The sequence below is a fragment of the Streptomyces sp. SS7 genome (assembly GCF_037993025.1).
GTDB lineage: Bacteria > Actinomycetota > Actinomycetes > Streptomycetales > Streptomycetaceae > Streptomyces.
Map to the genome: position 1 here is coordinate 1,501,038 of NZ_CP141223.1, position 24,330 is coordinate 1,525,367.

At 69.7% G+C, this 24,330-nt stretch carries 24 protein-coding genes and 1 pseudogene; 17 read left to right on the forward strand and 8 right to left on the reverse strand.

Annotation, left to right across the window (positions count from 1 at the left end):
- Window positions 1–722: 722 nt before the first annotated feature.
- Window positions 723–1,574 carry a methyltransferase domain-containing protein gene (locus U5640_RS06735; protein ID WP_340374873.1) on the reverse strand — a complete coding sequence of 284 codons (852 nt, stop codon included), beginning with the start codon at window positions 1,572–1,574 and terminating at the stop codon, window positions 723–725.
- A 65-nt stretch (window positions 1,575–1,639) separates the two neighbouring features.
- Between U5640_RS06735 and U5640_RS06740 the strand changes: the two genes are divergently transcribed.
- Complete coding sequence (locus tag U5640_RS06740) at window positions 1,640–2,323, forward strand: PadR family transcriptional regulator (protein WP_340374874.1); 684 nt, start codon at window positions 1,640–1,642, stop codon at window positions 2,321–2,323.
- A 48-nt stretch (window positions 2,324–2,371) separates the two neighbouring features.
- On the opposite strand, the pseudogene U5640_RS06745 reads toward U5640_RS06740, so the two are convergent.
- Window positions 2,372–2,554 (reverse strand): annotated as a pseudogene (locus U5640_RS06745) (peptidoglycan-binding protein); the annotation flags it as partial.
- 1,207 nt (window positions 2,555–3,761) lie between these two features.
- On the opposite strand from U5640_RS06745, the gene ehuB reads away from it, so the two are divergent.
- The 8 genes from ehuB (at window position 3,762) to thpD (ending at window position 10,293) form a co-directional block, all read left to right on the forward strand.
- Window positions 3,762–4,658: an ectoine/hydroxyectoine ABC transporter substrate-binding protein EhuB gene (gene ehuB / locus U5640_RS06750; protein WP_340374875.1), complete on the forward strand. Its 897-nt coding sequence runs from the start codon at window positions 3,762–3,764 to the stop codon at window positions 4,656–4,658.
- An 11-nt stretch (window positions 4,659–4,669) separates the two neighbouring features.
- Window positions 4,670–5,416: an ectoine/hydroxyectoine ABC transporter permease subunit EhuC gene (gene ehuC / locus U5640_RS06755; protein WP_340374876.1), complete on the forward strand. Its 747-nt coding sequence runs from the start codon at window positions 4,670–4,672 to the stop codon at window positions 5,414–5,416.
- On the forward strand, window positions 5,416–6,051 hold the full coding sequence (gene ehuD, locus U5640_RS06760) for an ectoine/hydroxyectoine ABC transporter permease subunit EhuD (protein WP_340374877.1): 636 nt from the start codon (window positions 5,416–5,418) through the stop codon (window positions 6,049–6,051). Before ehuC ends, ehuD begins: the two co-directional genes overlap by 1 nt.
- Before the next feature lie 79 nt (window positions 6,052–6,130).
- A complete protein-coding gene (gene ehuA, locus U5640_RS06765) occupies window positions 6,131–6,886 on the forward strand; it encodes an ectoine/hydroxyectoine ABC transporter ATP-binding protein EhuA (protein ID WP_340384978.1) in 756 nt (251 codons plus the stop codon).
- A gap of 315 nt (window positions 6,887–7,201) precedes the next feature.
- Window positions 7,202–7,750: a diaminobutyrate acetyltransferase gene (gene ectA, locus U5640_RS06770; protein ID WP_340374878.1), complete on the forward strand. Its 549-nt coding sequence runs from the start codon at window positions 7,202–7,204 to the stop codon at window positions 7,748–7,750.
- On the forward strand, window positions 7,747–9,039 hold the full coding sequence (ectB, locus tag U5640_RS06775) for a diaminobutyrate--2-oxoglutarate transaminase (RefSeq protein WP_340374879.1): 1,293 nt from the start codon (window positions 7,747–7,749) through the stop codon (window positions 9,037–9,039). The genes ectA and ectB overlap by 4 nt, the downstream gene beginning before the upstream one ends.
- Entirely contained in the window at window positions 9,036–9,434 is a 399-nt protein-coding gene (locus U5640_RS06780; RefSeq protein WP_340374880.1) for an ectoine synthase, read from the forward strand. The genes ectB and U5640_RS06780 overlap by 4 nt, the downstream gene beginning before the upstream one ends.
- Window position 9,435: 1 nt before the next feature.
- Window positions 9,436–10,293 carry an ectoine hydroxylase gene (gene thpD / locus U5640_RS06785; RefSeq protein ID WP_340374881.1) on the forward strand — a complete coding sequence of 286 codons (858 nt, stop codon included), beginning with the start codon at window positions 9,436–9,438 and terminating at the stop codon, window positions 10,291–10,293.
- Between the two features lie 718 nt (window positions 10,294–11,011).
- Here the strand turns inward: thpD and U5640_RS06790 are convergent.
- The 3 genes from U5640_RS06790 to U5640_RS06800 form a co-directional block, all read right to left on the reverse strand.
- Window positions 11,012–11,173 carry a hypothetical protein gene (locus U5640_RS06790; RefSeq protein WP_340374882.1) on the reverse strand — a complete coding sequence of 54 codons (162 nt, stop codon included), beginning with the start codon at window positions 11,171–11,173 and terminating at the stop codon, window positions 11,012–11,014.
- Between the two features lie 243 nt (window positions 11,174–11,416).
- Window positions 11,417–13,297: a copper resistance protein CopC gene (locus U5640_RS06795; protein ID WP_340374883.1), complete on the reverse strand. Its 1,881-nt coding sequence runs from the start codon at window positions 13,295–13,297 to the stop codon at window positions 11,417–11,419.
- Complete coding sequence (locus U5640_RS06800) at window positions 13,294–14,007, reverse strand: DUF1775 domain-containing protein (protein ID WP_340374884.1); 714 nt, start codon at window positions 14,005–14,007, stop codon at window positions 13,294–13,296. The genes U5640_RS06795 and U5640_RS06800 overlap by 4 nt, the downstream gene beginning before the upstream one ends.
- Before the next feature lie 945 nt (window positions 14,008–14,952).
- Here U5640_RS06800 and U5640_RS06805 point away from each other — a divergent pair.
- The 4 genes from U5640_RS06805 to U5640_RS06820 all read left to right on the forward strand — a co-directional run bounded on the left by U5640_RS06805 (window position 14,953) and on the right by U5640_RS06820 (window position 18,484).
- Window positions 14,953–16,746, forward strand: a complete 1,794-nt coding sequence (locus U5640_RS06805; RefSeq protein WP_340374885.1) for a chloride channel protein — start codon at window positions 14,953–14,955, stop codon at window positions 16,744–16,746.
- Between the two features lie 111 nt (window positions 16,747–16,857).
- The gene (locus tag U5640_RS06810; protein WP_340374886.1) at window positions 16,858–17,103 is read left to right on the forward strand and encodes a hypothetical protein; all 246 of its coding nucleotides are present in this window, start codon (window positions 16,858–16,860) and stop codon (window positions 17,101–17,103) included.
- 146 nt (window positions 17,104–17,249) lie between these two features.
- On the forward strand, window positions 17,250–17,561 hold the full coding sequence (locus tag U5640_RS06815) for a hypothetical protein (protein ID WP_340374887.1): 312 nt from the start codon (window positions 17,250–17,252) through the stop codon (window positions 17,559–17,561).
- Window positions 17,562–17,743: 182 nt separating this feature from the next.
- Window positions 17,744–18,484 (forward strand): DUF4142 domain-containing protein, encoded by a 741-nt coding sequence (locus U5640_RS06820; protein ID WP_340374888.1) that lies wholly within the window; start codon window positions 17,744–17,746, stop codon window positions 18,482–18,484.
- Here the strand turns inward: U5640_RS06820 and U5640_RS06825 are convergent, their stop codons facing one another.
- The 3 genes from U5640_RS06825 to U5640_RS06835 all read right to left on the reverse strand — a co-directional run bounded on the left by U5640_RS06825 (window position 18,485) and on the right by U5640_RS06835 (window position 20,993).
- Window positions 18,485–19,153 (reverse strand): hypothetical protein, encoded by a 669-nt coding sequence (locus U5640_RS06825; RefSeq protein WP_340374889.1) that lies wholly within the window; start codon window positions 19,151–19,153, stop codon window positions 18,485–18,487. It abuts the gene before it with no gap.
- 180 nt (window positions 19,154–19,333) lie between these two features.
- Window positions 19,334–19,870, reverse strand: a complete 537-nt coding sequence (locus U5640_RS06830) for a MarR family transcriptional regulator (protein ID WP_340374890.1) — start codon at window positions 19,868–19,870, stop codon at window positions 19,334–19,336.
- Between the two features lie 34 nt (window positions 19,871–19,904).
- On the reverse strand, window positions 19,905–20,993 hold the full coding sequence (locus U5640_RS06835) for a PP2C family protein-serine/threonine phosphatase (RefSeq protein ID WP_340374891.1): 1,089 nt from the start codon (window positions 20,991–20,993) through the stop codon (window positions 19,905–19,907).
- A gap of 171 nt (window positions 20,994–21,164) precedes the next feature.
- Between U5640_RS06835 and U5640_RS06840 the strand changes: the two genes are divergently transcribed.
- The 4 genes from U5640_RS06840 to U5640_RS06855 all read left to right on the forward strand — a co-directional run bounded on the left by U5640_RS06840 (window position 21,165) and on the right by U5640_RS06855 (window position 24,281).
- Complete coding sequence (locus U5640_RS06840) at window positions 21,165–21,686, forward strand: nitroreductase family deazaflavin-dependent oxidoreductase (RefSeq protein ID WP_340374892.1); 522 nt, start codon at window positions 21,165–21,167, stop codon at window positions 21,684–21,686.
- A gap of 260 nt (window positions 21,687–21,946) precedes the next feature.
- Entirely contained in the window at window positions 21,947–22,162 is a 216-nt protein-coding gene (locus U5640_RS06845) for a hypothetical protein (RefSeq protein WP_340374893.1), read from the forward strand.
- Between the two features lie 58 nt (window positions 22,163–22,220).
- Complete coding sequence (locus U5640_RS06850) at window positions 22,221–22,481, forward strand: hypothetical protein (RefSeq protein ID WP_340374894.1); 261 nt, start codon at window positions 22,221–22,223, stop codon at window positions 22,479–22,481.
- A gap of 555 nt (window positions 22,482–23,036) precedes the next feature.
- Window positions 23,037–24,281, forward strand: a complete 1,245-nt coding sequence (locus U5640_RS06855; RefSeq protein ID WP_340374895.1) for a beta-propeller fold lactonase family protein — start codon at window positions 23,037–23,039, stop codon at window positions 24,279–24,281.
- Window positions 24,282–24,330 lie beyond the last annotated feature (49 nt).

Consider the following 24,330-nt stretch of genomic DNA (forward strand, 5'->3'; position numbering starts at 1 on the left):
TCGGGGGCCCTTCTCCTCCAAGTTACCCGCCGTAGCGCCGGGCAGAACAGAGGCGGGATCCGCAGTTCTTGATCATTAGAAGGACAGTCTCGGCCCGGGGCACGCGGAAGTCCCCCGCGGCTCGCTTCGGCGGGCCGTCCCGAAGGGTGGGGCGGTCTGGTGCGTGACTGTCCTGCCCCGGCGAGACTGGGGTCCCGTGCCGACCCGTCAGGTGAACCAGCCTCCCGTGGACAGCTCCGTGCGCACCCCACGAGCGGTACGAGCCAGAAGCTGCACCACAGGAACGGCGGACGCCTCCGGTCCACTCGACGACACACCGCCACGCCGCCGTGCCGAGCGACCTGTCAGGGGCGGGTTTCGCTCGGCATCCCGTCGCAGCAGGGCGAAGTCGTCGCCCATCTGCCGGTGTGGCACCGCCGCGGGATCCTGGGCGAGACGGGCAAGGAGGCCGAACTTCCCTGGGGGCAGGGCACTCGCGGCCGTCGGGACGAACCTGGCGTGTGCGCCGGTCGAGCTGCGGTCGGTCGGTCTGCCGCTGCACGAAGGGACACGCAGGCGCCACGAGCGTGGAGCAGAACATCCCGCCCGCCCCAAAGTGACGTTGCACCCGCACTCCATGGGCGGTTCCTACGTCCACCTTCCCGGCTCCTGAGCAATGCGGTCGTCTGCGGCATCGGGCGCCGCGTGGGGTGTACGGCGTTTCGCTGCTGGGATCGGGTGCCTCAGACCGCGGTCGCGGTGACCAGCCAGGTCGCGGAGGCGTATGCGACGCCGTCGGGTCCCTCGTGGGTCTCGACGGTTGCTCTGAGAGCGGCGAGCGCGCGGTCGCGGTGCGTGTCGTCGAGGTCGTCGAGCATCCAGCCGAGCAGACCGCGCACGAAGTCGTAGGCCCGATCGGCATCCGGACCGAAGCACATGGGGGCCTGAAGGGCCTCGAATCCCGGGTCGGTGAAGCCGGCCTCGGCCAGCAGGGCCCGGGTTCTGTCAGGGTCGGCCAGGGAGAAGGGCCCGGGAGCCTCGGGCGGTGGGGTGGGCAGGGTCCGGCCGGCGGCCAGCGCGTGGGTGAACGCACCGAACCACTCGTTGCGCGTCGGTGCCTGCCATACCAGTTGGACGAGGCGGCCGCCCGGGCGCAGGGCTCGGGCGATGTTGCGGAACGCGGCGACGGGGTCACCGAAGAACATGGTCCCCGTGCGGCTGATCGCCACGTCGAACGACTGGGCGGGGAAGGGGTGCCTCTGAGCGTCGGCCTGGAGGAACGCCGCGTGGTCCAGGTGTTCGGCTGCCGCCCGGCGGCGGGCGACCCGAAGCATCGGCGCGGACAGATCCACACCGAGGGCCCGGCCGCCGACAGCGCGACGCGCCGCCTCACGAGTGGTCTCGCCGGTGCCGCAGCCGATGTCCAGGACCCTCTGACCCGCGCCGACGGCCGTCGCCGTCAGAAAGCGCGTCCGATAGGACCGCAGTGCCTCGTCGAACAGTTCGGCGTGCTCGGCCCAGTAGGTGCCCTCGTCCCCGTCCCAGGCCCTGGCTTGCTCGGCGTTGGCCGGGTCGACCGAGAGTGTGCTGGTCATGGCCGTCACCACCTGCCATATACTCCCAATGGGACTATTTATCTGATTACACCCCAAGGTGGGTCATGTCAACTGATGCTCCCCTCACGACCACCTCGTACGCGCTCCTCGGCCTCCTGGGGGTGCGTCCGTGGACCACATACGAGCTCACCCGACAGATGGACCGCAGCCTGGGCCGCATCTGGCCGCGGGCGCAGAGCAAGCTGTACGAGGAGCCGAAGAAACTGGTCCGCCACGGCCTGGCCCGCGCCGAGAAGGAGACCGTGGGCAGGCGTCCTCGTACCGTCTACAGCATCACTCCCGACGGCCGGCGGGCGCTCGCCGAGTGGCTGGGCCACCCGGGCGCCGGCCCCGTACTGGAGTCCGAGCAGCTGTTGCAGGTCTTCTTCGCGGACTCCGGCAGCACCTCCGACACCCTGGCCACCCTCCGCGCCGCCCGGGCCTGGGCCGTCGAGCGCAACGCCGACAACCTCGCCACCGCCCGCGATTACGCCGCCGGCCGGGCCGCGTTTCCCGAACGCGCCGCGCAGACCATGGTCGTCGGGCGCTTCCTCACCGAGTACTACCGCCTCGTGGCCAACTGGGCCGACTGGGCCGGCCACATCGTCGAGTGTTGGCCCGACCAGCCCCGCGACGCCGAGGCCGACCCCGCCGAGATGGCCGAGACACTGAGACGGGCCGACTGGTCCCGCACACCTCCCGACGACTGCGAACCCGCGCCCGCGCGGCCCGCCCCAGGAACCGTCTGAGCGCGGGCCCCGTCAGTCGTCCATGCGCGCCCGCTCCACGTGGCGGGTTCAGCCGACGATGGCGACGGGCGCGTCCCACGCGTCGCGATCCACCGTGATGGTGTACCCGCCGCGCTTCTCCTTGCTGTTGACCAGGTACTGATGGCCGCGGCTGTGGTTGGCGAACTGCTCAGCCCACCACGGCCAGTCCGAGGTGGTCGTGTACTTCTTGTCCCGCAGCTGGACATCCCCACCCCAATCATGATCACGGCACAGCGCGGACGTCGCGCTTCAGCCGTGGACGACAACACGTACTCCGGCCCGGCGACATCCCCGTCACCAGTCACGCCGGGCGGAAGGCACCGTAACCGACGCAGGCCCACGATCCGGAAACACCTCCCCGTGATCACTGCAGGGCCCCACCAAGGAACCGCAAAACCTCGAACCGGGAGCACTCGACTCGGCATTGCTCGCCGACACCTGACCTGCGCCGCCGCCGGCGAGGACCGCCCGGACCATGCACGGCCGAGCCGGCCTCAGAACGACCCGCCGCATCGAGACAGCGGGCGTTGCGGATCAGCTGCCACGTAACGCCGCCAGACGTGTTCCGCGCGGCCATTCAGGTGTTTTCGACACAACTATTGCATAGAGCAAAATCTGCGGGGGAGCACCTTAGTGACGAGGCCAAAGCCACCGCCCCACCGCGCCCGCACCGGCACGACGCCAAGCGAGGCAGCCCCGGGAGCACCTCCGACCCACCCCAACTCCCGCCATCACCGGCGACAACCGGGCGATACGAACTCCAGAGGACGACCCCGTGCACCATATGACGGCCCGCAGACACGGACTGTTGGGCCAGAACGTACGAGCGGGCCACCACCGCCTCCCCACCCGGCGCCCGCCGCCACGCACCCGACCGACATCCGGAACGATCCCCACCAGTCCGCCCATACGGGCCAGGCCAGCGCCACCCATCGCCAACCGCCCGCCAGTGACCGAGATCCCCGGTCCACACTTGTCCGACTCTCGCGATCCGACCCGCGGTAGAGCCTCTCCCCCTGCCGGTTGGAGGCCCGGGCGGACAGAGACCACGCACATCACCCGGCTTCAGCCCCCGGCCACGATGGAACGCAGCCGAGCCCCGCCGACCGAACGGCCGTCGGCACCAACGTATCCACGCAGCGCAGGGGGGCCGCCCCAAGAGGTGGCCCCCCTGGGTGCATGCCTCACATGACGGAAGACCAAAGGTGCTCTCGGGCCGTCGACAGCCCGCATGCCGACCTCCCTCGGCAGTGAAGCGATGCGAGCGCGTCGGCTTCGTTTCGATAACGGTAAAGGGAGGGCAATGGTTCGACAGAGCAAAGATTGCATAGGCTCAAGATTGGAGGATCCAGACCGGCGCTCCCCCGTCCGAGCGGTGGGGCGACCACGCGAACGAACGTCCAGGGAGGTCCGCCTCATGGCGCATACCGTCAGTGTGTCCCGCAGAAGGTTTCTGGTCGGAGCGGCAGGTGTCGGCGGCCTCGTCGGTGCGCCGGGACTGCTGGCGGCATGCAGTACGACGGGCGGAGACGGCGACATCCTCGCCAAGCTGCGCAAGCAGGGGTACGTCCGGATCGGGTTCGCCGACGAGGCACCCTACGGCTACAAGGACGGCGGCGATCTCCTCGGCGAGGCACCGACCCTCCACCAAGTGATCTTCAAGGCTCTGGGTGTCGGTGAACTGCGGGCGAGCGTCGTGGACTTCGCCGCACTCATCCCCAGCCTCAACGCGAACCGTTTCGACGTGGTGAGCGCGGGCATGGCGATCACCCCGGAGCGATGCGAGAACGCGGCCTTCTCCGAACCCGAGTTCGTCTCGCCGACAGCGCTGATGGTGCGTGAGGGCAACCCCCACGACCTGTCGGATCTGAAGTCCTGCGCCGGCAAGGACGTCACGCTCGGTGTGCTGTCCGCCGCGGTGGAGAAGAACTACGCGACGGCCGCCGGAGTGAGCCGGGACCGCATCACCTCGCTGAGCGCTCAGCAGGACGGCCTGGACGCGCTCGTGGCAGGGCGGATCGACGCCTTCGCCCTCACTGGCATCTCCCTCAAGTGGCTGGCCCGGACGAACGAGGGCGCGCCGGTCGAGGTGCTGCCGGCGTTCGTGCCGGAGGTCGACGGCAAGAAGCAGTACAGCCCGGGCGGCGCCGTGTTCCGCCGGAGCGACACAGCGCTGCGGGACGCTTTCAACGGTGAGCTCACGAAGATCACCTCCGACGCCGACCGCTATGTGAAGCTGATCGGCGAGTACGGGTTCGGAGAGTCCGAGATCCCACCGAGCGGCATGACCACCCGACAGCTCTGCAAGGGATGACGGAGTTCCGCATGAGGGACTTCTACGCGACGTTCCTGCGCTCGCTTCCCGACGTGACGAGCGGACTGTGGACGACGGTCGAGGTCACCGCGCTCGGAGCCTGTCTCGCCGCGGCCCTCGCCTTCACGCTCGGTTTCATGACGGGGGCGCGTCACGTGGCCTTACGAGGTCCGGCCCGGCTGGTGATCGAGTTCTTCAGGGGGACCTCGCTGCTCGTCCAGCTCTTCTGGCTGTACTACGCACTGCCCATCCTCGGGATCACCCTTGAACCGCTCGCCTGCGCGGTGGTGGCCCTCGGGCTCAACTACGGGGCCTACGGGGCGGAGGTGGTACGGGGCGCGACGGCGGCGGTGCCGGTCGGGCAGCGGGAAGCCGCGCTGGCCCTGAGCATGTCCCCCTTCCAACGGATGCGCCTGGTGATCCTCCCCCAGGCATGGCCGCAGATGATCCCGCCGTTCAACAATCTGCTGATCCAGCTGCTGAAATGCACGCCGCTCGTCTCCCTCATCGCCGTTGCGGACATCACCTTCCAGATCGAGCAACTGCGGTCCACCACCGGTGAGACAGCGATGGCCTACCTGACCCTGCTGGTGATCTACTTCCTGCTCGCCTACGTCGTCACCCTGCTGATGCGCGCGCTCGAAGCCTCGGCGAAGGCCCGGATCGGCCAGAGTACGCCGTGGCGGAGGCTGTGGCGGCCGGGCATCCCGCGTACCACCGTGCCCATCCGGTCCGGCCGCCGGGGAGGTGAAGCATGATGTGGAACTGGGACAACGCAACCGAGTCGCTGCCTCTGGTCCTCGACGGTTTCCGCATCACTCTGCTGGCCACCGTGCTCGGATCAGCGATGGCCATGGTCCTGGGCCTGTTCATCGCGGTCGCCGACCGGGCGCCCCTGCGCCTGGTGCGTATGCCGGTACGCATGGCGACGGAGTTCATCCGGTCCACCCCGGTGATGATCCAACTGTTCGCGGCATGGCTCCTGCTGCCGGACCTCAGCGTACTCACCATTGGAATCGCCGTGCTCGGGGTCCACTACGCCGCCTACACCTCCGAGGTCTACCGCGCGGGGATCGATGCCGTCCCCCAGGGGCAGTGGGAGGCGTGTACCGCGCTGTCCCTGCCACGCCATCGGGTCTGGTACGCCGTCGTTCTTCCCCAGGCCCTGCGCAACGTGACCCCGGCACTGGGCAATTACGTGATCTCGATGTTCAAGGAGACACCGTTCCTGTCCGTCATCGGGGTGTCGGAGATGGTGCACCAGGCCAATGAGTTCGGAGCCGAACACTTCGCGTATCTGGAGACCCTGACGCTGACCGCCCTGGTTTTCCTGATCGTGAGCTACCCGACATCGATCATGATGAGAAGAGTGGAGAGGCGACTTGAGCATTGATCCGACGGACAAGAATGTGGTCACACGCCTTACGCACACCCCTCACGGAGTAGTTCAGGGGTTTCCCGGCGCGGCACCCATGGTCCGATTCGAACAAGTAGTGAAACGGTTCGGGGAGAACACCGTTCTGGACCACCTCGACCTTTCGGTGCAGCCGGGTAGGCGCGTCACACTCATCGGCCCCAGCGGATCGGGCAAGACCACGATCCTCAGATTGCTGATGGCCCTGGAGCGGGTGACCGAAGGTGTCATCCATGTGACCGGCCGACCGTACTCCCACATGGAGCGCGGCGGAAAGCTCGTACCGTCGAGCGAGAAATACCTGCGCCGGGCCCGCCGTAGGATCGGCATGGTGTTCCAGCAGTTCAACCTGTTCCCCAACATGAGCACGCTCAGGAACATCATGGAAGCACCCGTGCGTGTCCTGGGGGTGAGTAGGGACGAGGCGGCGGAACGCGCCCGTGAACTGCTCGGCATGGTGGGGCTGGGCGACCGACTGGACGCGTACCCCACTCAACTCTCCGGCGGGCAGCAACAACGGGTCGCCATCGCACGGGCCCTGGCCATGAACCCCGAGGTCCTCCTGCTGGACGAGGTGACCTCGGCGCTCGACCCGGAGCTGGTCGCGGGAGTGCTGGACCTGCTCCGTGACATCGCCGCGGGGACCGACATCACCATGCTGTGCGTCACCCACGAAATGCGGTTCGCACGGGACGTCTCCGACGAGGTGATGATGTTCGACGCGGGCCGTGTCATCGAGTCCGGCCCACCGGAGAAGATTTTCGGGGATCCGGAACGTGAACGTACGCGAGAATTCCTGAAAGCGATTCGATAAAACGCGACCGAGACTCCCAAAGTCATACCTGCAGAACTCCGGCGAGACCTCCCGCCGGAGCATGCAGGCATGCGCATTTTTCTAGGCCCACGGAGATCCTGATCCCATGCCTTCCCATTCCCGGTAATCAATGTGTCAAACGATTGGATTTCCGGATCGTTACCACAGCGTGACGCGGCACGATGTCACCCGAAATGCCGCCCCGATATGACAGGATTCGAGTGCTTCACATCCTCGGTCAGGCATCATGAATGAGCGTTCTGTGAGAAGCTCATGCGCTGCGCATTTCAACTTCTCCATCTAGGTTTGTCGCTCATGAAAGTCAGCAAGGAAATTGACTCGTCCTGCCCGGTACCGATCCTCGATCCTCCCGGTACGGCGGACGGTGCCGCGATGTGGCGCATCGCCCGTGACACAGGGGTCCTCGATCTCAACTCCTCCTACAGCTATCTGCTGTGGTGCCGCGACTTCTCCCGCACCTCCGTGGTGGCACGGGACGCCCTCGGTCACCCCATCGGGTTCATCACCGGATACGTACGGCCCGAGCACCCGCAGACCCTGGTCGTCTGGCAGGTTGCGGTCGACCACGCCCATCGCGGTCACGGGCTGGCCGGCCGGATGCTGGACCGCCTCGCGGTACGCGGCATGGCCGCGGGGACTCGACAGGTGGAGACGACGGTCACACCCGGCAACGAGCCCTCGCACCGGTTGTTCGCCTCGTTCGCTGGACGGCACGGAGCACGCGTCGAGCGCGAAGTCCTCTTCGGCCGGGACCTGTTCCCCAAGGACCACGAACACGAGCCCGAAATCCTGTACCGCATCGCCCCCTTGGCCTGCGCAGCCCCGAAGGACGTATCAGAGTGACTGTCACCGAGCCTTCCCTGTCCGTCTTCGAGACGCTCGAGTCGGAGGTCCGCAGCTACTGCCGAGGCTGGCCCGTCGTGTTCGACCGTGCCCAGGGCAGCCGTATCCACGATGAGGACGGCCGCTCCTACCTGGACTTCTTCTCGGGTGCCGGGGCGCTCAACTACGGGCACAAGAACCCCGTGCTCAAACGCGCTCTGCTGGACTATCTGGAGCGCGACGGCGTCACCCACAGCCTGGACATGAGCACGACCGCGAAGCGGGCCTTCCTGGAACGCTTCCAGGACCTCGTGCTGCGCCCGCGCGGTCTGGCTCACAAGGTGATGTTCCCCGGCCCCACCGGCACCAACGCCGTGGAGGCCGCGCTGAAGCTGGCCCGCAAGATCAAGGGCAGGGAGGCGATCGTCTCGTTCACCAACGCCTTCCACGGCATGTCCCTGGGCTCGCTCGCCGTCACCGGCAACTCCATGAAGCGTGCCGGCGCCGGGATTCCGCTGGTGCACGGCACCCCCATGCCCTTCGACAACTACTTCGACGGCCGCGTCCCAGACTTCCTGTGGTTCGAACGGCTGCTGGAGGACCAGGGCTCCGGGCTCAACCAGCCGGCCGCCGTGATCGTCGAGACGGTCCAGGGCGAGGGCGGCGTCAACGTGGCACGACCGGAGTGGCTCCGCGGACTGGCGGAACTGTGCGAGCGGCGCGACATGCTGCTGATCGTGGACGACGTCCAGATGGGCTGCGGTCGGACGGGGCCGTTCTTCTCGTTCGAGGACGCCGGCATCGTCCCCGACATCATCACCCTGTCCAAGTCCATCGGCGGCTACGGCCTGCCCATGGCGCTGACGCTCTTCAAGCCCGAACTCGACGTCTGGGAGCCCGGCGAGCACAACGGCACCTTCCGCGGCCACAACCCCGCGTTCGTCACGGCGACGGCTGCCCTGGACGCGTACTGGGCCGACGGCGACAGCATGACGAAGCAGACCGTCGCGCGCGGCGAGCAGACCGAGGCCGTCCTCCGCGAGATCGTCGCCGAGCACCCCGGGACCGGCGCCCGTTTCCGTGGCCGGGGACTGGTGTGGGGCCTGGAGTTCGACGACAAGGGATGGGCGTCGCGGGCCTGCGCCCGTGCCTTCGAACTGGGGTTGCTCGTCGAGACCTCGGGCCCCCAGGACGAAGTCCTCAAACTCCTGCCCGCACTGACCATCACCGCGGACGAACTCGACGAGGGGCTGCGCATCCTCGCCCGGGCCGTACGACAGACCGCAGGAAGGGAGACGACGACATCATGATCGTACGATCGCTGACGGACATCGACGGCACAGACCGCGATGTGACCGCCGAAACCGGCACCTGGCGCAGCAGACGCCTCGTCCTCGCCAGGGACGGTGCGGGCTTCTCCGTCCACGAGACCGTCATGTACGCGGGCACCGAGACCTCCATGTGGTACGCGAACCACGTCGAGGCCGTCCTGTGCATCGAAGGCGAGGGCGAGCTGACCGACGACGAGACCGGCGAGACCCACCGCATCTCCCCCGGCACGCTCTACCTCCTCGACGGGCACGAGCGCCACACCATGCGCCCCAAGACCGATCTGCGCTTCGTCTGCGTCTTCAACCCCCCGGTCACCGGCCGCGAGGTGCACGACGAGAACGGCGTCTACCCCCTGCTCTCGGAAGGAGCCTGACATGACCGACCTGTATCCGACGCGCGGTGCGGCCGAAGTGCTGACGCCTCGCCGGGACCCCGTGCTCTGGGGTGAACCGTCCGAGCGACTGCGCGACTTCGAACGTGACGGCTTCATGACCGTGGACGAGCTGCTCACCCCGACGGAGGTACTCGCCTACCGGGCCGAACTGAAGCGGCTGATCGCCGATCCCGCCGTACGCAACGACGCGCGCGCCATCGTCGAACCCTCCTCCAAGGAGATCCGTTCCGTGTTCGAAGTCCATCGCATCAGCGAGGTCTTCGCCCAACTCGTACGGGACCCGAGGGTTGTGGACACCGCTCGACGAATCCTCGGCTCCGACGTATACGTCCACCAGAGCCGGGTCAACGTCAAGCCAGGCTTCGGGGCCAGTGGGTTCTACTGGCACTCCGACTTCGAGACCTGGCACGCCGAGGACGGCCTGCCCCGGATGCGCGCGGTCTCGGTGTCGATCGCGCTCACCGCGAACCGTGACACCAACGGAAGCCTCATGATCATGCCGGGCTCCCACCGGACGTTCCTCGGCTGCGCGGGCGCCACACCGAAGGAAAACTACAAGCGGTCGCTGCAGATGCAGGAAGCGGGTACCCCGTCCGCGTCGGCGCTGACCGAGATGGCCCTGGAGCACGGCATCAAGCTCTTCACCGGCCGCGCCGGCTCGGCGACCTGGTTCGACTGCAACTGCATGCACGGCTCCGGGGACAACATCACGCCGTACCCGCGCAGCAACGTCTTCATCGTCTTCAACAGCGTCGAGAACCAGCCGGCGGAACCCTTCGCCGCCCCGGCCCGGCGCCCGGAGTTCATCGCGGCCCGAGAGTTCCTGCCGGTGGAGTAGGTTCCTCTGCGGCCCGGCCGACGCGCAAACTCCGAGGCCGGGCCGCCCGCCGTACCGCAAGCCCGGCCGCCGCAGGCGACGCCGGACGGCGGCCGGTCCCCGAAGCCACGGTCTGCCCCGCTCCCGGCCAGCACTAGGGACAGGGGCAGCACAGCCGGTCAGAGCGGAGGGGCCGACTGCGCTCGGCCTCAGGTGACCGGTGGACGGGTGGGCGGCAATGACGCGGTGCCCGGTGACTGCGGCGAGGCCCCTGGCTGATGCCTCCCCGCGGTCCGGCGGGCTCTCCACCACCGGCGCAACAGGTCGCCGGCCTCCCCCACGCCGACGAGGAACGCGGCCGAGGCCGCACACCGTGCCGGTGGGGCCGACTGGTCCAACGCCTTGCCCAGGAGCCAGAGCACAAGAGCGAGCGACAGCCACCAGAGGGAGAGCGAGACCGCGACGCGCCTCAGTCTTCGCAGACTGGTCATGGAACGTCCTTCCTGGCGCGGTCCGTGGAGCGGGCCGCGGCGCGAAGAGCGCCGGCCGAGGCGAGCGGAAGCGGCATTGACGGACGAGCGGCATCCTGCCATGAGGGCGGCGTGCTCTCATTGCTCTGTTCCGGCAGACTTCACGCGCGATCGATGCGGGTGTCGCGAAGGACTTGGCCTCACCGGGAGGGGCGCTGTGTTCCGGGGACTCGCCGGCCCTCACGACCTCTGCCGATCCCATGCGGGCGTCAGCGTGACGTCCGCCGGGCATGGATCCCCCCGCCCGGCCACTCGATGAGCGGCGTGATCGCCGCCTCCTCGGGGTCCAGCACGATGCCGATCCGGCCTACGACGGCCAGCAGGTACGCCACGTTCCGGGCCAGGGCCACCACCTCGCCCCTGACCGACACCGGGCGGCCACCGGTTCTGACGGGCGGGTGAGCGACCACGGGCGCGGTTCTTGCCCTGTCGGGCCCGGGAGGGCCCTGGCAGTCCCGGGGGCCGGGACCTGGCCCCCGGGTTCCGGACCGCCGCGGTGTCGTCAGATCCTGCACGCGCCGCTGCTCCGCCAAGGCCCTCACCCCCACCGCGATCACCTGTGGCCCACGTTTTGCACAGCGCAAAAGATGTTGGCGAGGGGTGGGGGGTTCCGGTCAGGGCCCGATCTGCACCGGCTGTTCAACGGTGACCTGGTCGATGTCCGAGACCCGCACGGTGACCCGCATCGTCCACGTTCCCTCCGTGGGAAGGGTGAGCGTGTCGCCGCCCCAGTAACCGCGCTCGTCGACTAGTCCCGCGTCCAGGGGGCCGACTCCCTGCCGGGCGAGAATGAACGTCAGACGCAGTTCGGGTACGGGCACGAGGCCGCCGTCGGCACCGTAGACGACCGCCTGGACCGCGTTGCGGCCGACGCGGCCCGGTTCCAGAACGATCTGCACCTTTCCGCTCCCCAGCGGGCCCAGTGTGCGGCTGCCGGTGTCGAAGGGGACCAGGGTCAGGGACTGGGTGGGCTGTCCGGGGACGGGAGCCCGCAGCGCCGCGTTCTCCTCGGCCGCGCGGCCCGGCTCGGTTCCCGTCAGCATCGTCGTGAGCGCGAGAACCACCACACCGACCACCACCTCGGCCAGCACACACCGACGCAGCCCGCGCCGACTCCCTTCGGCCTCGCCCGGACCGCCGGTCGCGGGCGCTGCCCCGCCGTTGAGGGCGTCCGTCTCCCCGCCGCCGACGGTGACCAGCACCGCATCGGGCTCGGGCACGGCCGCGAGCCTCCCCGTCCAGCGCCGAGACCGCGCGGCCACCGTCAGCACGACCAGCACGGTCCACACCTTGAAGGAGAGGATCCGGCCGTACTCGGTGTGCAGCAGCGCGTCCCAGGACCCCAGCCCGCGCCACGACTGGTAGACACCGGTCACCACCAGGACCGCCACCGCGCCGAAGGCCAGACGGGAGAAACGGGCGACCGCGGCCGGCGGAAGCGGGGCCTCCGCCGGTGCCCGGTACAGGGCGGTGAGCAAGGCGGCCAGTCCGCCCAGCCACACCGCCATCGCGAGCAGGTGCAGAGCGGTGGAGGTGACCGCCACCGCGACCTGGACACCGACGGCGGCGTGTTCGGCCACCACCCAGGTCGCGGCCAGGGCCAGGACAAGCAGGACCCCCACCACCCTCACGCGGCCACCGACGCCCGCGCCGACCCCCCGGCCGCGCACCAGCACCGCAAGGACGATCAGCAGCCCCAGCCGCGCCAACAGCGCGGTGCCCGGTCGGCTGTCCACCGTGCCGCGCAGCAACTGCGGGTCGAGCACGGCCCCAGGGCCCTCGCCGCCGTCGTACGGTCCGCGCAACAGCACCGAGGCGAGGGTGGACAGTGTCAGCACCCACCATCCGACCGCGAACAGCCGGAGTACGGCGCGCAGGGTGGCGGCCGCCGGCCAGCAGGTCGCCACGAACACAGCGATGCCGATGAGCAGGGCCAGTCCCGTGTAGGCCACGTATCGCGCGGTGTCGTACGGCAGGCTCGTGGCACGGGGCACGGACGGCGGGCCGGCGACGACCGCCCCGGCCGACGAACGCTTGCCGACGGCGAAGGTGAAGGCCCCGGTCACCGGGTGGCCGTCCGCCGACACCACCCGCCAGGAGACGGTGTACGTACCCTGGCCCAGCCCGCTCGCCAGCGGGACACGGGCCGTCTCGGCGTGTCCGTCGGCGTGCTCCGGATCTCCCGCCGTCGCAGGGCGGTTGTCGGGGTCGAGGACGCGCAGGGAGTTCTCCACGAGCGCGACGGCCTCGTCGAAAGTCACGGTGATGTGCCGCGGCGGGGTCTTCAGCACGGAGCCCTCGCGGGGGTCACTGCTCTTGAACACCGCGTGCGCGGTGGCCGGGGTCGCACCGGCGAGGAGCGTGAGCGCGAGTGCCGTCCCCAGCAGGAGCAGGGCCACGAGCGGGGAACGGCCGGGACGGTGGATGCCGGGGTCCCGCCACCGGACGGGGCGGGGATGTGTCAGGGGAACGCCGGAAGAGGACTCTCGGTTCATCGCGCACCGCCCCCTCCGGCCCGACGGCGCTTGAGTCGCCACGCGACGGCGCCCAGCGCGACGAGCACCGCGGCCGCACCGGCGGTGGTCAACTGTGCGGGAAGGCCCTCGTTCTCGGCGAGCGCCGACGTGTCGGCGCTCGCACCACTGGCGAGATCTGCTGACGCCGCGTCGGCCTTCCGTGCGGACGGTGAGTCGGCGGGCTTGGCGCCCTCGTCCGCGGGCTTCAACTTCAGCACCGGGGCGGGCTGGTCCGACTCGGCCTCCTGGGTGGGCAGTTCGACCCAACGCGCGACCTTGCCGTCTGCGTAGGTGTCGACGGTCCTGAACACGATCTCCTCGGCGTTCGGCAACCGCCGCACGCTGATCGCGTGTTCGGCGTCAGCTCCGGTCGCCAGGGCGGGGCCGACGATCGTGTAGCCGTCCGGGGCCGCCGTGAACTTCCATCCTCGGGGGGCGTGTTCGAGCGTCACGTCGTCCGGTTCGATGCCGTCCGGCAGGACGACGCGTACCTGGGTGAAGCCCGCCGTGTCGGACTCCGCCTCGTAAGTGAAGGTGAGGGTGACGTCACGGGCCAGGGCCGTCGGCGTGTCGGCCTCGATCTCCGTGTGGGCGGAGGCCGGTTGAGCCAGGCTCAGGGTGGCGGTCAGGGCGAGGGCACCAGCCAGGGGGACCCGGCCGAACGGGCGGGCATGGGGATAGAGGGGCACTGCGGAACTCCGGATGTACGGGACCGGGCGGGTTTCTGCCCGCTCGGCCGGAAGAACAGGGGGACCGGAACCTCTAGGCATCCCGGCGGCCCTCTGCGCGGCGCCGCGTGTTCCGGAGGGCAGGACACGACGGGCACCCGCAGCACATGGCACGGCACCCGGCGCGGGACGGAAGAGGCCCGGAAGGCCGGTCGCACCGACAGCCGACCCCACAGACGGCTCAGCCACCCACCTGTGGCCACAAGCACCCGTTCCGCCACGTGGACAACCCACTGAGCGGTCGCCGTCGCCGCGTCGGCACGGTGCAGCACCCAGGCGACGGCGAGTGCCGCGACCACGTGAACGACCGTCATGGCGGCGGACACCTGGTGCCAGGCATGGCCGTCGACGTGAGTCGGCACCGGATGGCCGCCCACTCCACGCGCGGCGCGAGCGACAGGGCCCGCGCCGACGGAGTGCCCGCGCGCTCCCCACGAGAGCACCAGATGCAGCACCCCTTGCACCGCCAGGGTGCATCCGGCCGTCGCCGCTGGGGCGAAACGTCGACGAGCGGCAGGCCAGGCACCGGCGAACTGGAGCAGGACCAGCGCCGCCACGCCCCGCCACGACGCCGTCGCGCCCCCGGCTGTGTGATGTCCCAGAGCCGCGAGCACGCTGCCCGCCAGGGCGAACACCCCCGCTCGCGCGCAGACACCAGAGGGGCCCGCCTTCCGCCCCCGCGACCGCTCCGTCAGGGATGCGGGGACGGCACTTCCCACGGCGGTCTCCCTCCCCTGGTCCGGATGCGGCCGGTTACCACTCACGGGAGGTACGGCGTCGAATGTCCAGGTGTTCACTCCGCTCGCCGGAGCCGTCCCGCCCGCTCGCAGGAGATCACCGTCGGACGTGCGTCACCCGGACCCCTTGACACGTTTTGCATAATGCAAAGATATGAAAGGGGCAGCAATGAGCGCCATCCAGACAGCCGAGGACGAACCGGCCGCAGGACACCGGACACCGGACACCCGCACACCCTCACCACGCCTCACCAGCCTGCGCTCCGCGTCCTGGCGGCTGTCCGTGCTGGCCATCCTGACCGGCGCCGGAGCCGGGGTCGGCTCGATCGTCTTCCGGTGGTGCATCACGACGTTCACACACCTCTTCTCCGGTCACGGCGACTACGCGGCCTCCCCCGGATCCGGAAATCCGCACGCACCGTGGCTCGGTCCGTACTTCGTGCTGCTCACGCCCGTGCTCGGCGGACTTCTCTACGGGCCCCTGGTGCATCGGTTCGCCAAGGAGGCCCGGGGGCACGGGGTGCCCGAGGTGATGCTGGCCGTCGCTCAGCGCGGCGGGCGGATCAGCCCCAAGGTCGCCGTGGTGAAAACCCTCGCCTCCGCGCTGACCATCGGCTCCGGCGGTTCGGTGGGCCGGGAGGGGCCGATCGTGCAGATCGGCTCGGCACTCGGCTCGACGCTGGGCCGGTTGGCGAAGGTGGCCGACGGACGCATGAAGCTGCTGGTCGCCTGCGGTGCGGCGGGCGGTATCGCCGCCACCTTCAACGCGCCGCTGGCCGGCGTGTTCTTCGCGATGGAGCTGATCCTGGGCACGTTCAGCGCGGAGGCGTTCGGGGCGGCCGTGCTGGCCAGTGTGACGGCTAGCGTCATCGGCCGGGCAGCCTTCGGCGACGTGGCGTTCCTGAACCTGCCGGACTTCCACGTGGACCATCTCGTCCAGTACGGCCTGTTCGCCGTCCTGGGCGTGGTCGCCGCCGTGGTCGGCGTGGGCTTCTCGCGGTTCCTGTACCTGGTCGAGGACGCGTGCGAATGGCTGTGGCGCGGCCCCGAGTGGCTGCGCCCGGCGGCCGGCGGTCTCGCGCTCGGTCTGGTGCTGCTCGCCCTGCCGCAGATGTACGGCGTCGGCTACCCGGTGCTGCGGAAGGCCACCGAGGGCGGCTACGCGGTCGGGTTCCTGCTGGTGCTGCTGGCGGGCAAGATGCTGGCGACCAGCCTGACCATCGGCATCGGCGGTTCGGGTGGGGTGTTCGCGCCCAGCCTGTTCATCGGGGCGATGCTCGGCGCGGCGTACGGCGTCGGTGCGCACGGTCTGCTGCCCGGCACGGCGGGCGCGGTGGGCGCGTATGCGCTGGTCGGCATGGGTGCCGTCTTCGCCGGCGCCTCCCGCGCGCCGATCACCGCCGTGGTGATCCTCTTCGAGTTGACCGGCGAGTACTCGATCATCCTGCCGCTGATGCTCGCGATCACCCTGGCCACGGCCACCAGCCGCCTGCTGTCCCAGGACACCGTCTACACACTCAAACTGCGCCGCCGCGGCATCGACCTCGACGGACCCGCCCCCGGCGCCCCGCTGGGGTCCCAGCGGGTCGAGACCGTCATGGAACCGCTCCCCGCGCCCCTGCCCTCCTCAACCCCCCTCTCCGACGCCGCCGACCTGCTGAGCCGTTCCGGCCACGGCGCCCTGCCGGTCGTGGACGAGGCCGGCTCCTACGCCGGCGTGGTCACCGCACAGGCGGTCGCGGAGGCTCTGGCCGAAGAGCCGGAAGCCGCACCCCGGCGGGTCGGGCAGCTCGCCGAGCCGCCCCCACCCGTCACCGCGGACCAGCCCCTCGCACTGGCACTGCACACCCTTCTCACGGCCGCGGGTACCGGAGTGCCGGTCCTAGGCCACGCGCACGGAGAACCGGTCGGCTGGCTCACCCACCAGAGCGCCCTGCGCGCCGTGCACACGGCGACCTCCTGACCACGCCCCCCAGTGTCACTCGAGAGGAGCGAGTACCTCCCCCACAATTTGCACTATGCAAAAGTGGGTAGACGTCCCCCGAGAGACACACAGCCCCAGGAGGCGACCACCATGGCCACAGAACACGTCCGGCGCGCCTACTCGTTCGTCTGCCTCGACTGCGGACACGGCTGGGAGGGCACGTACGACATCGACGTGACCGTGGACGAGTACGCGCGGATCAGCGCCCGCTACCGACTCGACGGCGAACGCGTACCGTCCCCGCTCCAGTCGCCGCAGTGCCCCGCCTGCGAGGGCCACAAGATACGCATCATGCGTCCGGGGCGCGTCGCCTCGGCCCATCTGTACGAGACATGACCGGTGCGACGTCACCCCCCCGGCCTGGCTGGAGGTGACCGGCTGGACGAGTGTCGGCCTGGCCTGCGTCTGCGGTCTGCGGTCTGCGGTCTGCGGTCTGCGGTCTGCGGTCTGCGGTCTGCGGTCTGACTATCGTCGCGGACATCGTGCCGCGCGGGGCCCTCAGCGCATGTGGATCATGCATCTGGTATCCAGTCACCGCCCTGTACTGGGGCCCTGCCGCGCTCTGGTTCTGCATCGCCCACGGGCGGCGCTCATCCCGTCCGGTCATCGAACGGGAGGGCGAGCCCGACCCGGAAAAGCACCCGCGGTGGACCACCTCCGCCAAGGCCATCAGCCACCGCGGCGCCGGGTGCGTGCTGGGCGACACAGCGGGTGAATGGCTCGTGCGCACGGGCGGCCTCACCATCGCGGGCAAGTCGCCGCATGCCGACTTCCTGATGCGCCGCCACCGCTGACCGCACGCCACCATCCAAAACACACTGCAGAGCCATGCCGCCTTCTTTGGTCAACCACTTCGTTTGACATCGCCGTGATACACATCACAGATCATCATGCAAAATTTAGCTGCTGCAATGATCGAGCGGCCCGACTTCTCCGTACCTCCTGATGGCCACCTTCCTCACCCTCGGAGGTACTCATGCCCCTCTCGCGCAGCACGATCGGAACCCTCTTCGTGGGCGGCGCCCTCACCCTGACACTCAGCGCTCTCGCCTATCCGGCCATGCTCGGCCTCCAGACCACGTCGAGCGACACCTCCCGGATCATCGCCAACACCCAGTTCGGTCCGCTCACCGAGGCGGACCGTGACTTCGTCGTCAAGGTGCGCGCGGCCGGCCTGTGGGAGTACCCGCTCGGTGAACTGGCCATGGAGAAGGGCGCGACGGCGGAGATGAAGGAGGCCGGCAAGCACCTGATCGTGGGGCACGCCGGCCTGGACGAGATGTGCCGCAAGATCGCCCCCATGCTGAACATCACGCTTCCGAACCAGGCCAGCCCTCAGCAGCAGCAGTTCGTGGCGACCTCGGCGGCGGAGTCGGGCCGGCAGTTCGACAGCACCGCCGCCAACATCATGCGCGTGACGCACGGCCAGATCTTCCCGGTGATCGCGAAGATCCGCGCCACCACCAGGAACACCCTGGTCCGTCAGCTCGCCGACCTGGCCAACGACACCGTCCTGGACCACATCACCGTCCTGGAGAACACCGGCGTGATCAACAGCGAGCAGGTGAACTTCCAGCAGACCACACCACCAAAGCTCCCCAAGGACCAGCTCACGCCTCCCCCGCCCCAGCCGGGTGCTCCCATAGTCGTCCTCACCCCGCGGCCCGACCTGAACATCAACACCGCATCCCCGACGCCCAGCCCGTCGGCCGGATGATCAAAGTCCACCGGTGCTCTCCTCCAGGCCCGCGGAGGGGGCGGTCAGCCGGTAGGAGCGCACGACCGCGACGACCGTGGCGAGGAAGAGGGCGGCCGCCCAGCCGGCGAGGCCGAGCAGCGCGTGCAGCACTCCCGCCCCGTTCTCCACGCCGCGTGGTGAGACCCGTCCCCGCGGGTCGTAGACGACGGCAAGAACATCCCCGGGCCGCACTGTCCGCCCGCAGCCGCGCCAGATGCGAACCGTCAGCGGCACACCGTCACGGTCGGTCACCGAGCAGAGGAAGCGGCTGCGGCCGCCCGTCGCTCCTCCGGTGTCCTGCACCGACGTCACCACCACGGACTGCACCCGCCCCTCCATCGCAAGAACGACGCCGGCCGCGGCCTGTGGTGCCTGCAGGGCGAGGCATATCGCGAGCACGGCGACAGCACCGACCAACGCCCGCCCCGCCCGCACGACGACCAGATGGAGTACCAGCGCGAGAGCACAGATCAGACCGACCGTGCCGTCGGCCAGCGCCGCCCGGTCCGCCCATGCTCCGACGACGGTCGCGCCGACGACACCCACGATGGCCAGCACCGCCGCCAGCGCTCCCTCCGCGACCAGCCACCACGGGGGCGGACCGACGAACTCGGCAGGCCCCCACACGGTGGCGCGAAGATGCCCCATGAGCCGGGGCTCCACATCGCGTGGCAGGTATCGCCACCGGCGCATTCCCCACTCACCCTTCCGTCTCCCCGGACAGCCGCGCCCACGTCGTCCCTTGCATTATGCAAGAAACAGGGAAAGCCCAGAGAGGAGCGGTGGGGCCGTGAGTCACCCCGGCACGGGGGAGGGGAGGTCGACGCCTCACACCTCGTGGGCCGCCACCGCGTCGGTCCCCCAACCGAGCGGATGCGCGTGCCGATCATCCGCCACCGGGGCGGGAGGCTCCCCACCCGCCTCGTTGAAGGCCGCAAGGGCCTCGACGAGGGCCAGCCGCTGCGTCGGCCTGAGCCGTGCCACGATCGACGCGATCTCCTCACGTCGCCGGGCGGTGACGTCGGCGACCGTGCGCTGCCCCTCCTCGGTCAGCTGCAGCAGGGTCTCGCGCCGGTTCCCGGGGTTGGTCTGCCGGTCGGCGAGTCCGGCGGCGATGAGCCGGTCCACCATGCGCATGGCCGTCGAGGGCGCCACCTGCAGCAGGTCGGCGAGGGCGACCAGCTTCGTGGCACCCCGGCTGGAGAGAACGACGAGCATCCGGAACTGCGCCAACGTGACCCGGTCCTCGACCGCGGCGAGGGATCTGGCGGAGACGGCCACCAGCAACCGGGACGCGGTCAGCACCGCCCGGGTGACCTCGTCCACATCGTCCATAGCCCCCTCGGGGGTCGCGCGCTCCGGCATGCATCCTTTCTATCGTGCCGAAGTGCCTGCTCACTCACGCGTCGGGAACAGATTTTCCTTTCCCATGACCGTGATAGCGCAGCAGGAGCATGGCCGCGTCGTCGTGGGGCGGCCCGTCCGCGTACCGCACCAGGTCCTCGCGGAGGGCTTCCAGGGCCAGTTGGGCGTCAGGCTCCTTGAGCAGGTACGCGCGGTCCGCGAGCGGGTAGAAGGCCCCTCCCGCGTCCCGGGACTCGCTGACGCCGTCGGTGTACAGCAGGAGTTGCTCGCCCGGCGCGAAGTCCACGCGGTAGGGCTTCGGCCCCTCGGCCTCGTGGAGGTCCAGCCCCAGCGGGGGCGTGTGGGTGGGCGGCTGCGGGAAGTCGACCGTGCCGTCCGTGCGTACGACCATGGGCGGCGGGTGACCGTAGTTGAGGAAGACCGCCCCGGCACCGGAGCCGATCTCGGCGAGCACAGCCGTGACGAACTTCTCACCCTCCAGCTCCCGGGCCACGCTGCGTTCCAGGCGCTCCCCCAGCCCGACCAGATCGGCTTCCTCGTGGGCCGCCTCCCGGAAGGCGCCGAGCACCACCGCGGCCGTCTCCACCGCGGCCAGCCCCTTGCCCTGCACATCGCCCACGATGACCCGTATCCCGTGCGGGGAGGCGACCACCTCGTACAGATCCCCGCCGATCCGCGCCTCGGCGACGGCGGAGGTGTACGACACCGCCGCCTGCAGAGGGCCGGCGGTGCGCGGCACCGGGCGCAGCAACACCCGCTGGGCCACCTCGGCGATGGACCGCACACTGGCCAGCTCCGCCTCCCGGCGCGAGCGCATCACGGCGGCCGCGACACCCGCGCCCGTGACACCGGCCACCGAGACCAGCGCGGTGAACCCGCGGCGCTCCTCGAACAGGCCGTCGTACAGACCGAGGACGAGGCAGAGCAGCAGGGCCAGCGCGCCGATCAGAGCGGTACGCCGCCAGCCTCCGACCAGCCCGGCGAAGGCGGGCCCCAGCGACACGAGCGGCAGAAACCCCACCCCGGGGCCCGCCACGACGTCCGCCACGGCCACCACACTCATCGCCGCCACGGGCATCCAGGACAACACCAGAGACGAGGACGCCTGTCTGCTCACGGTCATGACGTCCTCCCGAGGTGGTCGCGGCGCTCGAGAGCCGCCCCGTCCGTCCGCAGCAGGCGCCCTCCCGACTTTAGACTATGCAAAGGTTGTCCCAGTGAAGCGGCACTCACACCAGCCTTTTACCCATTCAATGCCGAGTACGGCCACCTACGACCCTCCTGGAAGGCGACGATGCCCCACAGAGAGACCTTCCCTACCCGACGCGACCCCCTCTCCGGCTGGCGACGCCTGGCCGCACGGTTGCCCATCCTGCTCTTCCGCGCCGGACTGGGTCCGGTCATCGGCAAGCGGTTCCTGCTCCTGCACCACGCCGGCCGGACCACCGGCTTGGACCGCCGAGCCGTCCTCGAAGTCGTGACCTACGACGCCCCGCACCGCGGCTGGATCATCGCCTCCGGCTTCGGCCCTGGGTCCGACTGGTACCGCAACCTGCGAGCGCAGCCCAAGACCGTCGTCCAGGTCGGGAATCGGCACCACGCGGTCACCGCCCGCTTCCTTACCCCTGACGACGGAGCCGCGATCATGACGGACTACGCCCGGCGCCATCCCCGCACGGCCCGCCGTCTGTGCGCGTTCCTGGGACTGCCCGCTGACGGCGGCGAGACGTCCTACCGCGAGGCGGGCCGCGCCATCCCGTTCGTCCGGCTCGAAGCCGCCGACGTACCCCGCCCTCGCGGTGGCGGACGAGGCTGACACCCCGGACGGGACGTGCAGTGAGCCAGGCATGACAGGTCAGTCACCTCTTGTCGGGAGTCGGCGGTTCCGGAACGGAAAGCAACTCTCCAGACCGGCGATCTCATTTTGCACTATGCAATGATATAAAGGGGAGCCGAGCCGACGGCCGACCACCGTTTCGGCGCCCAGGAGTGAAGCTGCCACAATCAATGGCCGCACGGAACGGCGCATCGGCCGTCGGCGGGTTCCCCTGCAGATCGGAAGGAACGGCGGACGGCGTGACCATCCAAGGGCCCAGCGATCCCGACAGCATCTGGATCAAGTTCCTCACCGACGCCGAGGAATCGATTCGGAAGTCCGCGCCGAAGGAACCCTCCGCACGGGACCGCGCACTGGATCCCGAGGTGCTGGTCGCGTACGCGATGAACGGCGCACCGCTGCCTTCAGCAGTCGGTGGCCTACCGCTACCGGCGGCGCCCGGACGAACCCGGTGAACCCGTCACCCGGATCGCCCCGCGGGCGTTGATGATCCCTCCGGGCTTTCCGGACTTCATGTCCCGCACGCGCGTCGTACGCCCCGGCCCCGTGCTGGTGGAGGGGCGGGCCTGGTCGGGCCACGCCCCGGTGACGAGAGTCGAACTGAGCACGGACGGCGCCAGGACCTGGCGCGACGCGGACCTCGCTCCCGCGCAGGGACACCGCTGGTCCTGGCGGAGGTGGCAGGCCAATTGGCACGCGACGCCCGGCCGCCCCACCCTGAGCGCCCGCGCCACCGACGCCGGAGGGCACACCCAGCCCCTCGACGCGCCCTGAACCAGGGAGGGTTCGGCAACAACCTCATTCAGCGCGTATCCGTCCTCTGCCTGCCGGACGAGGCCCCGGCATCATGACGAGGTCGCGGGACGGAGCGAGTCCAAGGCAGCGGTCACGCTGCTCGTCGGATCCCGCCGGTTCGGAACGCTCCCGCAGGTAACCCCAGCGCAGGGCGGCACGGTACAGCTCCTGATTGCCGCCGGACATGGCGTACAGGCCGATGACACCGCCAAGCAGTACGACCTGCCCGAGACCTCGCCGACGCCTACGACGAACCCGGCTTCGGTCTCCAACGCGTCAACAGCGGCCGCGCACGCACGCTCCCGTTTCCGGCCACGTACGTCATCGACCGCACCGGCACCCTACGCTGGACCTTCGCCGACGCCGACCGCGCCCAGCGTGCCGAGCCGACCGACATGCTCACTGATTACGAGAGTCTGACGCGGACCGCGTTCCCCTCTCGCCCCACTGCCCCCAGCGACCACTCTTGACCCGTCCACGGACAGGCACGAGGACACGGTCGCACCAGCGCCGCGAGAAGGCAGGGAGCAGAACATGAGCATGTACGGCGAGCGGAGCAAGCAGCAGCCGAGCCGGAAGGCCGGGGGACGCCGCGGTCACCGGGCGAAGTCCAGGACACGGCGGATCGTGGTCGGCGGCAGCGTCCTCGCCACCGTCGCGGCGGCCACCGTGGCCGTGTCCCTGGCCTCGGCGAGCCAGTACGGGTCCGGAGCCGATCGTGCCGTCTTCGTACAGGGCAACGAGCTGAACGGCAACACCATCCACGTCTTCGCCCGGGACGGCCAGGGCAAGCTGAAACCAGCGGGCACCTACGCGACCGGCGGCAAGGGCGGCGACCAGGTCGACGCCCCCACCGACTCGCTCGCCTCCCAGGGCTCCCTCGTCTACGACGACGCCTCCCGGATGCTGCTGGCGGTCAACGCGGGCAGCGGCACGCTGACGTCCTTCCGCGTCGAGGGAACCACGCTGACGAACCGCCAGACCATCGACAGCGGGGGCAGTTTCCCGTCCTCCATCGCGGTACGCGGCAAGATCGCGTACGTCATGAACGCGGGCGGCGAGGGCAGCGTCCAGGGCTTCCGGATCACCGCGAAGGGGCTCGTGCCGATACCGGGGTCCGTCCGCTCCCTCGGCCTGTCCAACGAGGACATACCGCGTTTCGACACCTCCCCCGGCGAGGTCGAGATCACCCCGGACGGCCGCAACCTCGTGGTCACCACCAAGGGAAACAACACGGTCGAGGTCTTCCCCCTGAAGAACAACGGCTTGCCGGCCGTCGACGAACCCGTCGTCAACAAGTCCGCCGGAAACGTGCCGTTCGCGATCACCTTCGACGCGTCCGGCAGGCGGATGCTGGTCGCCGAGGCCGAGAAGTCCACGGTGACCACCTACCGGGTCCGGCACGACGGCACGCTGAAGGTCCTTCAGCAGCCGCTCGCCAACGGCCAGGAGGTCCTGTGCTGGCTGGAACGCGCGGGCAACCACTTCTACGGCGGCAACACCGGCAACTCCACCGTCAGCGGATACCGTATGGACCGGCACGGCAGGCTCGCCTTGACCGACCGGGTGGGCATCGCCACCCCGCCCTCCGCGAAATCGCAGGGTGTCATCGACATCGCCGTGACCGGGGACGCGAAGTTCGTCTACGTCCAGAACGCCACCTCCGGCACGGTGGACGGCTTCCGCGTCGGGAAGAGCGGTGCCCTCACCAAGGTCACCACTGTCGAGGGGCTGCCCGCGTTCGCCGAGTCCGGCATGGAGGGCATCGCCGCGATGTGAGTTCGCAGAACCGGCGGAGGGCATGACGCCGGGCCCGCCGGAACTGGCG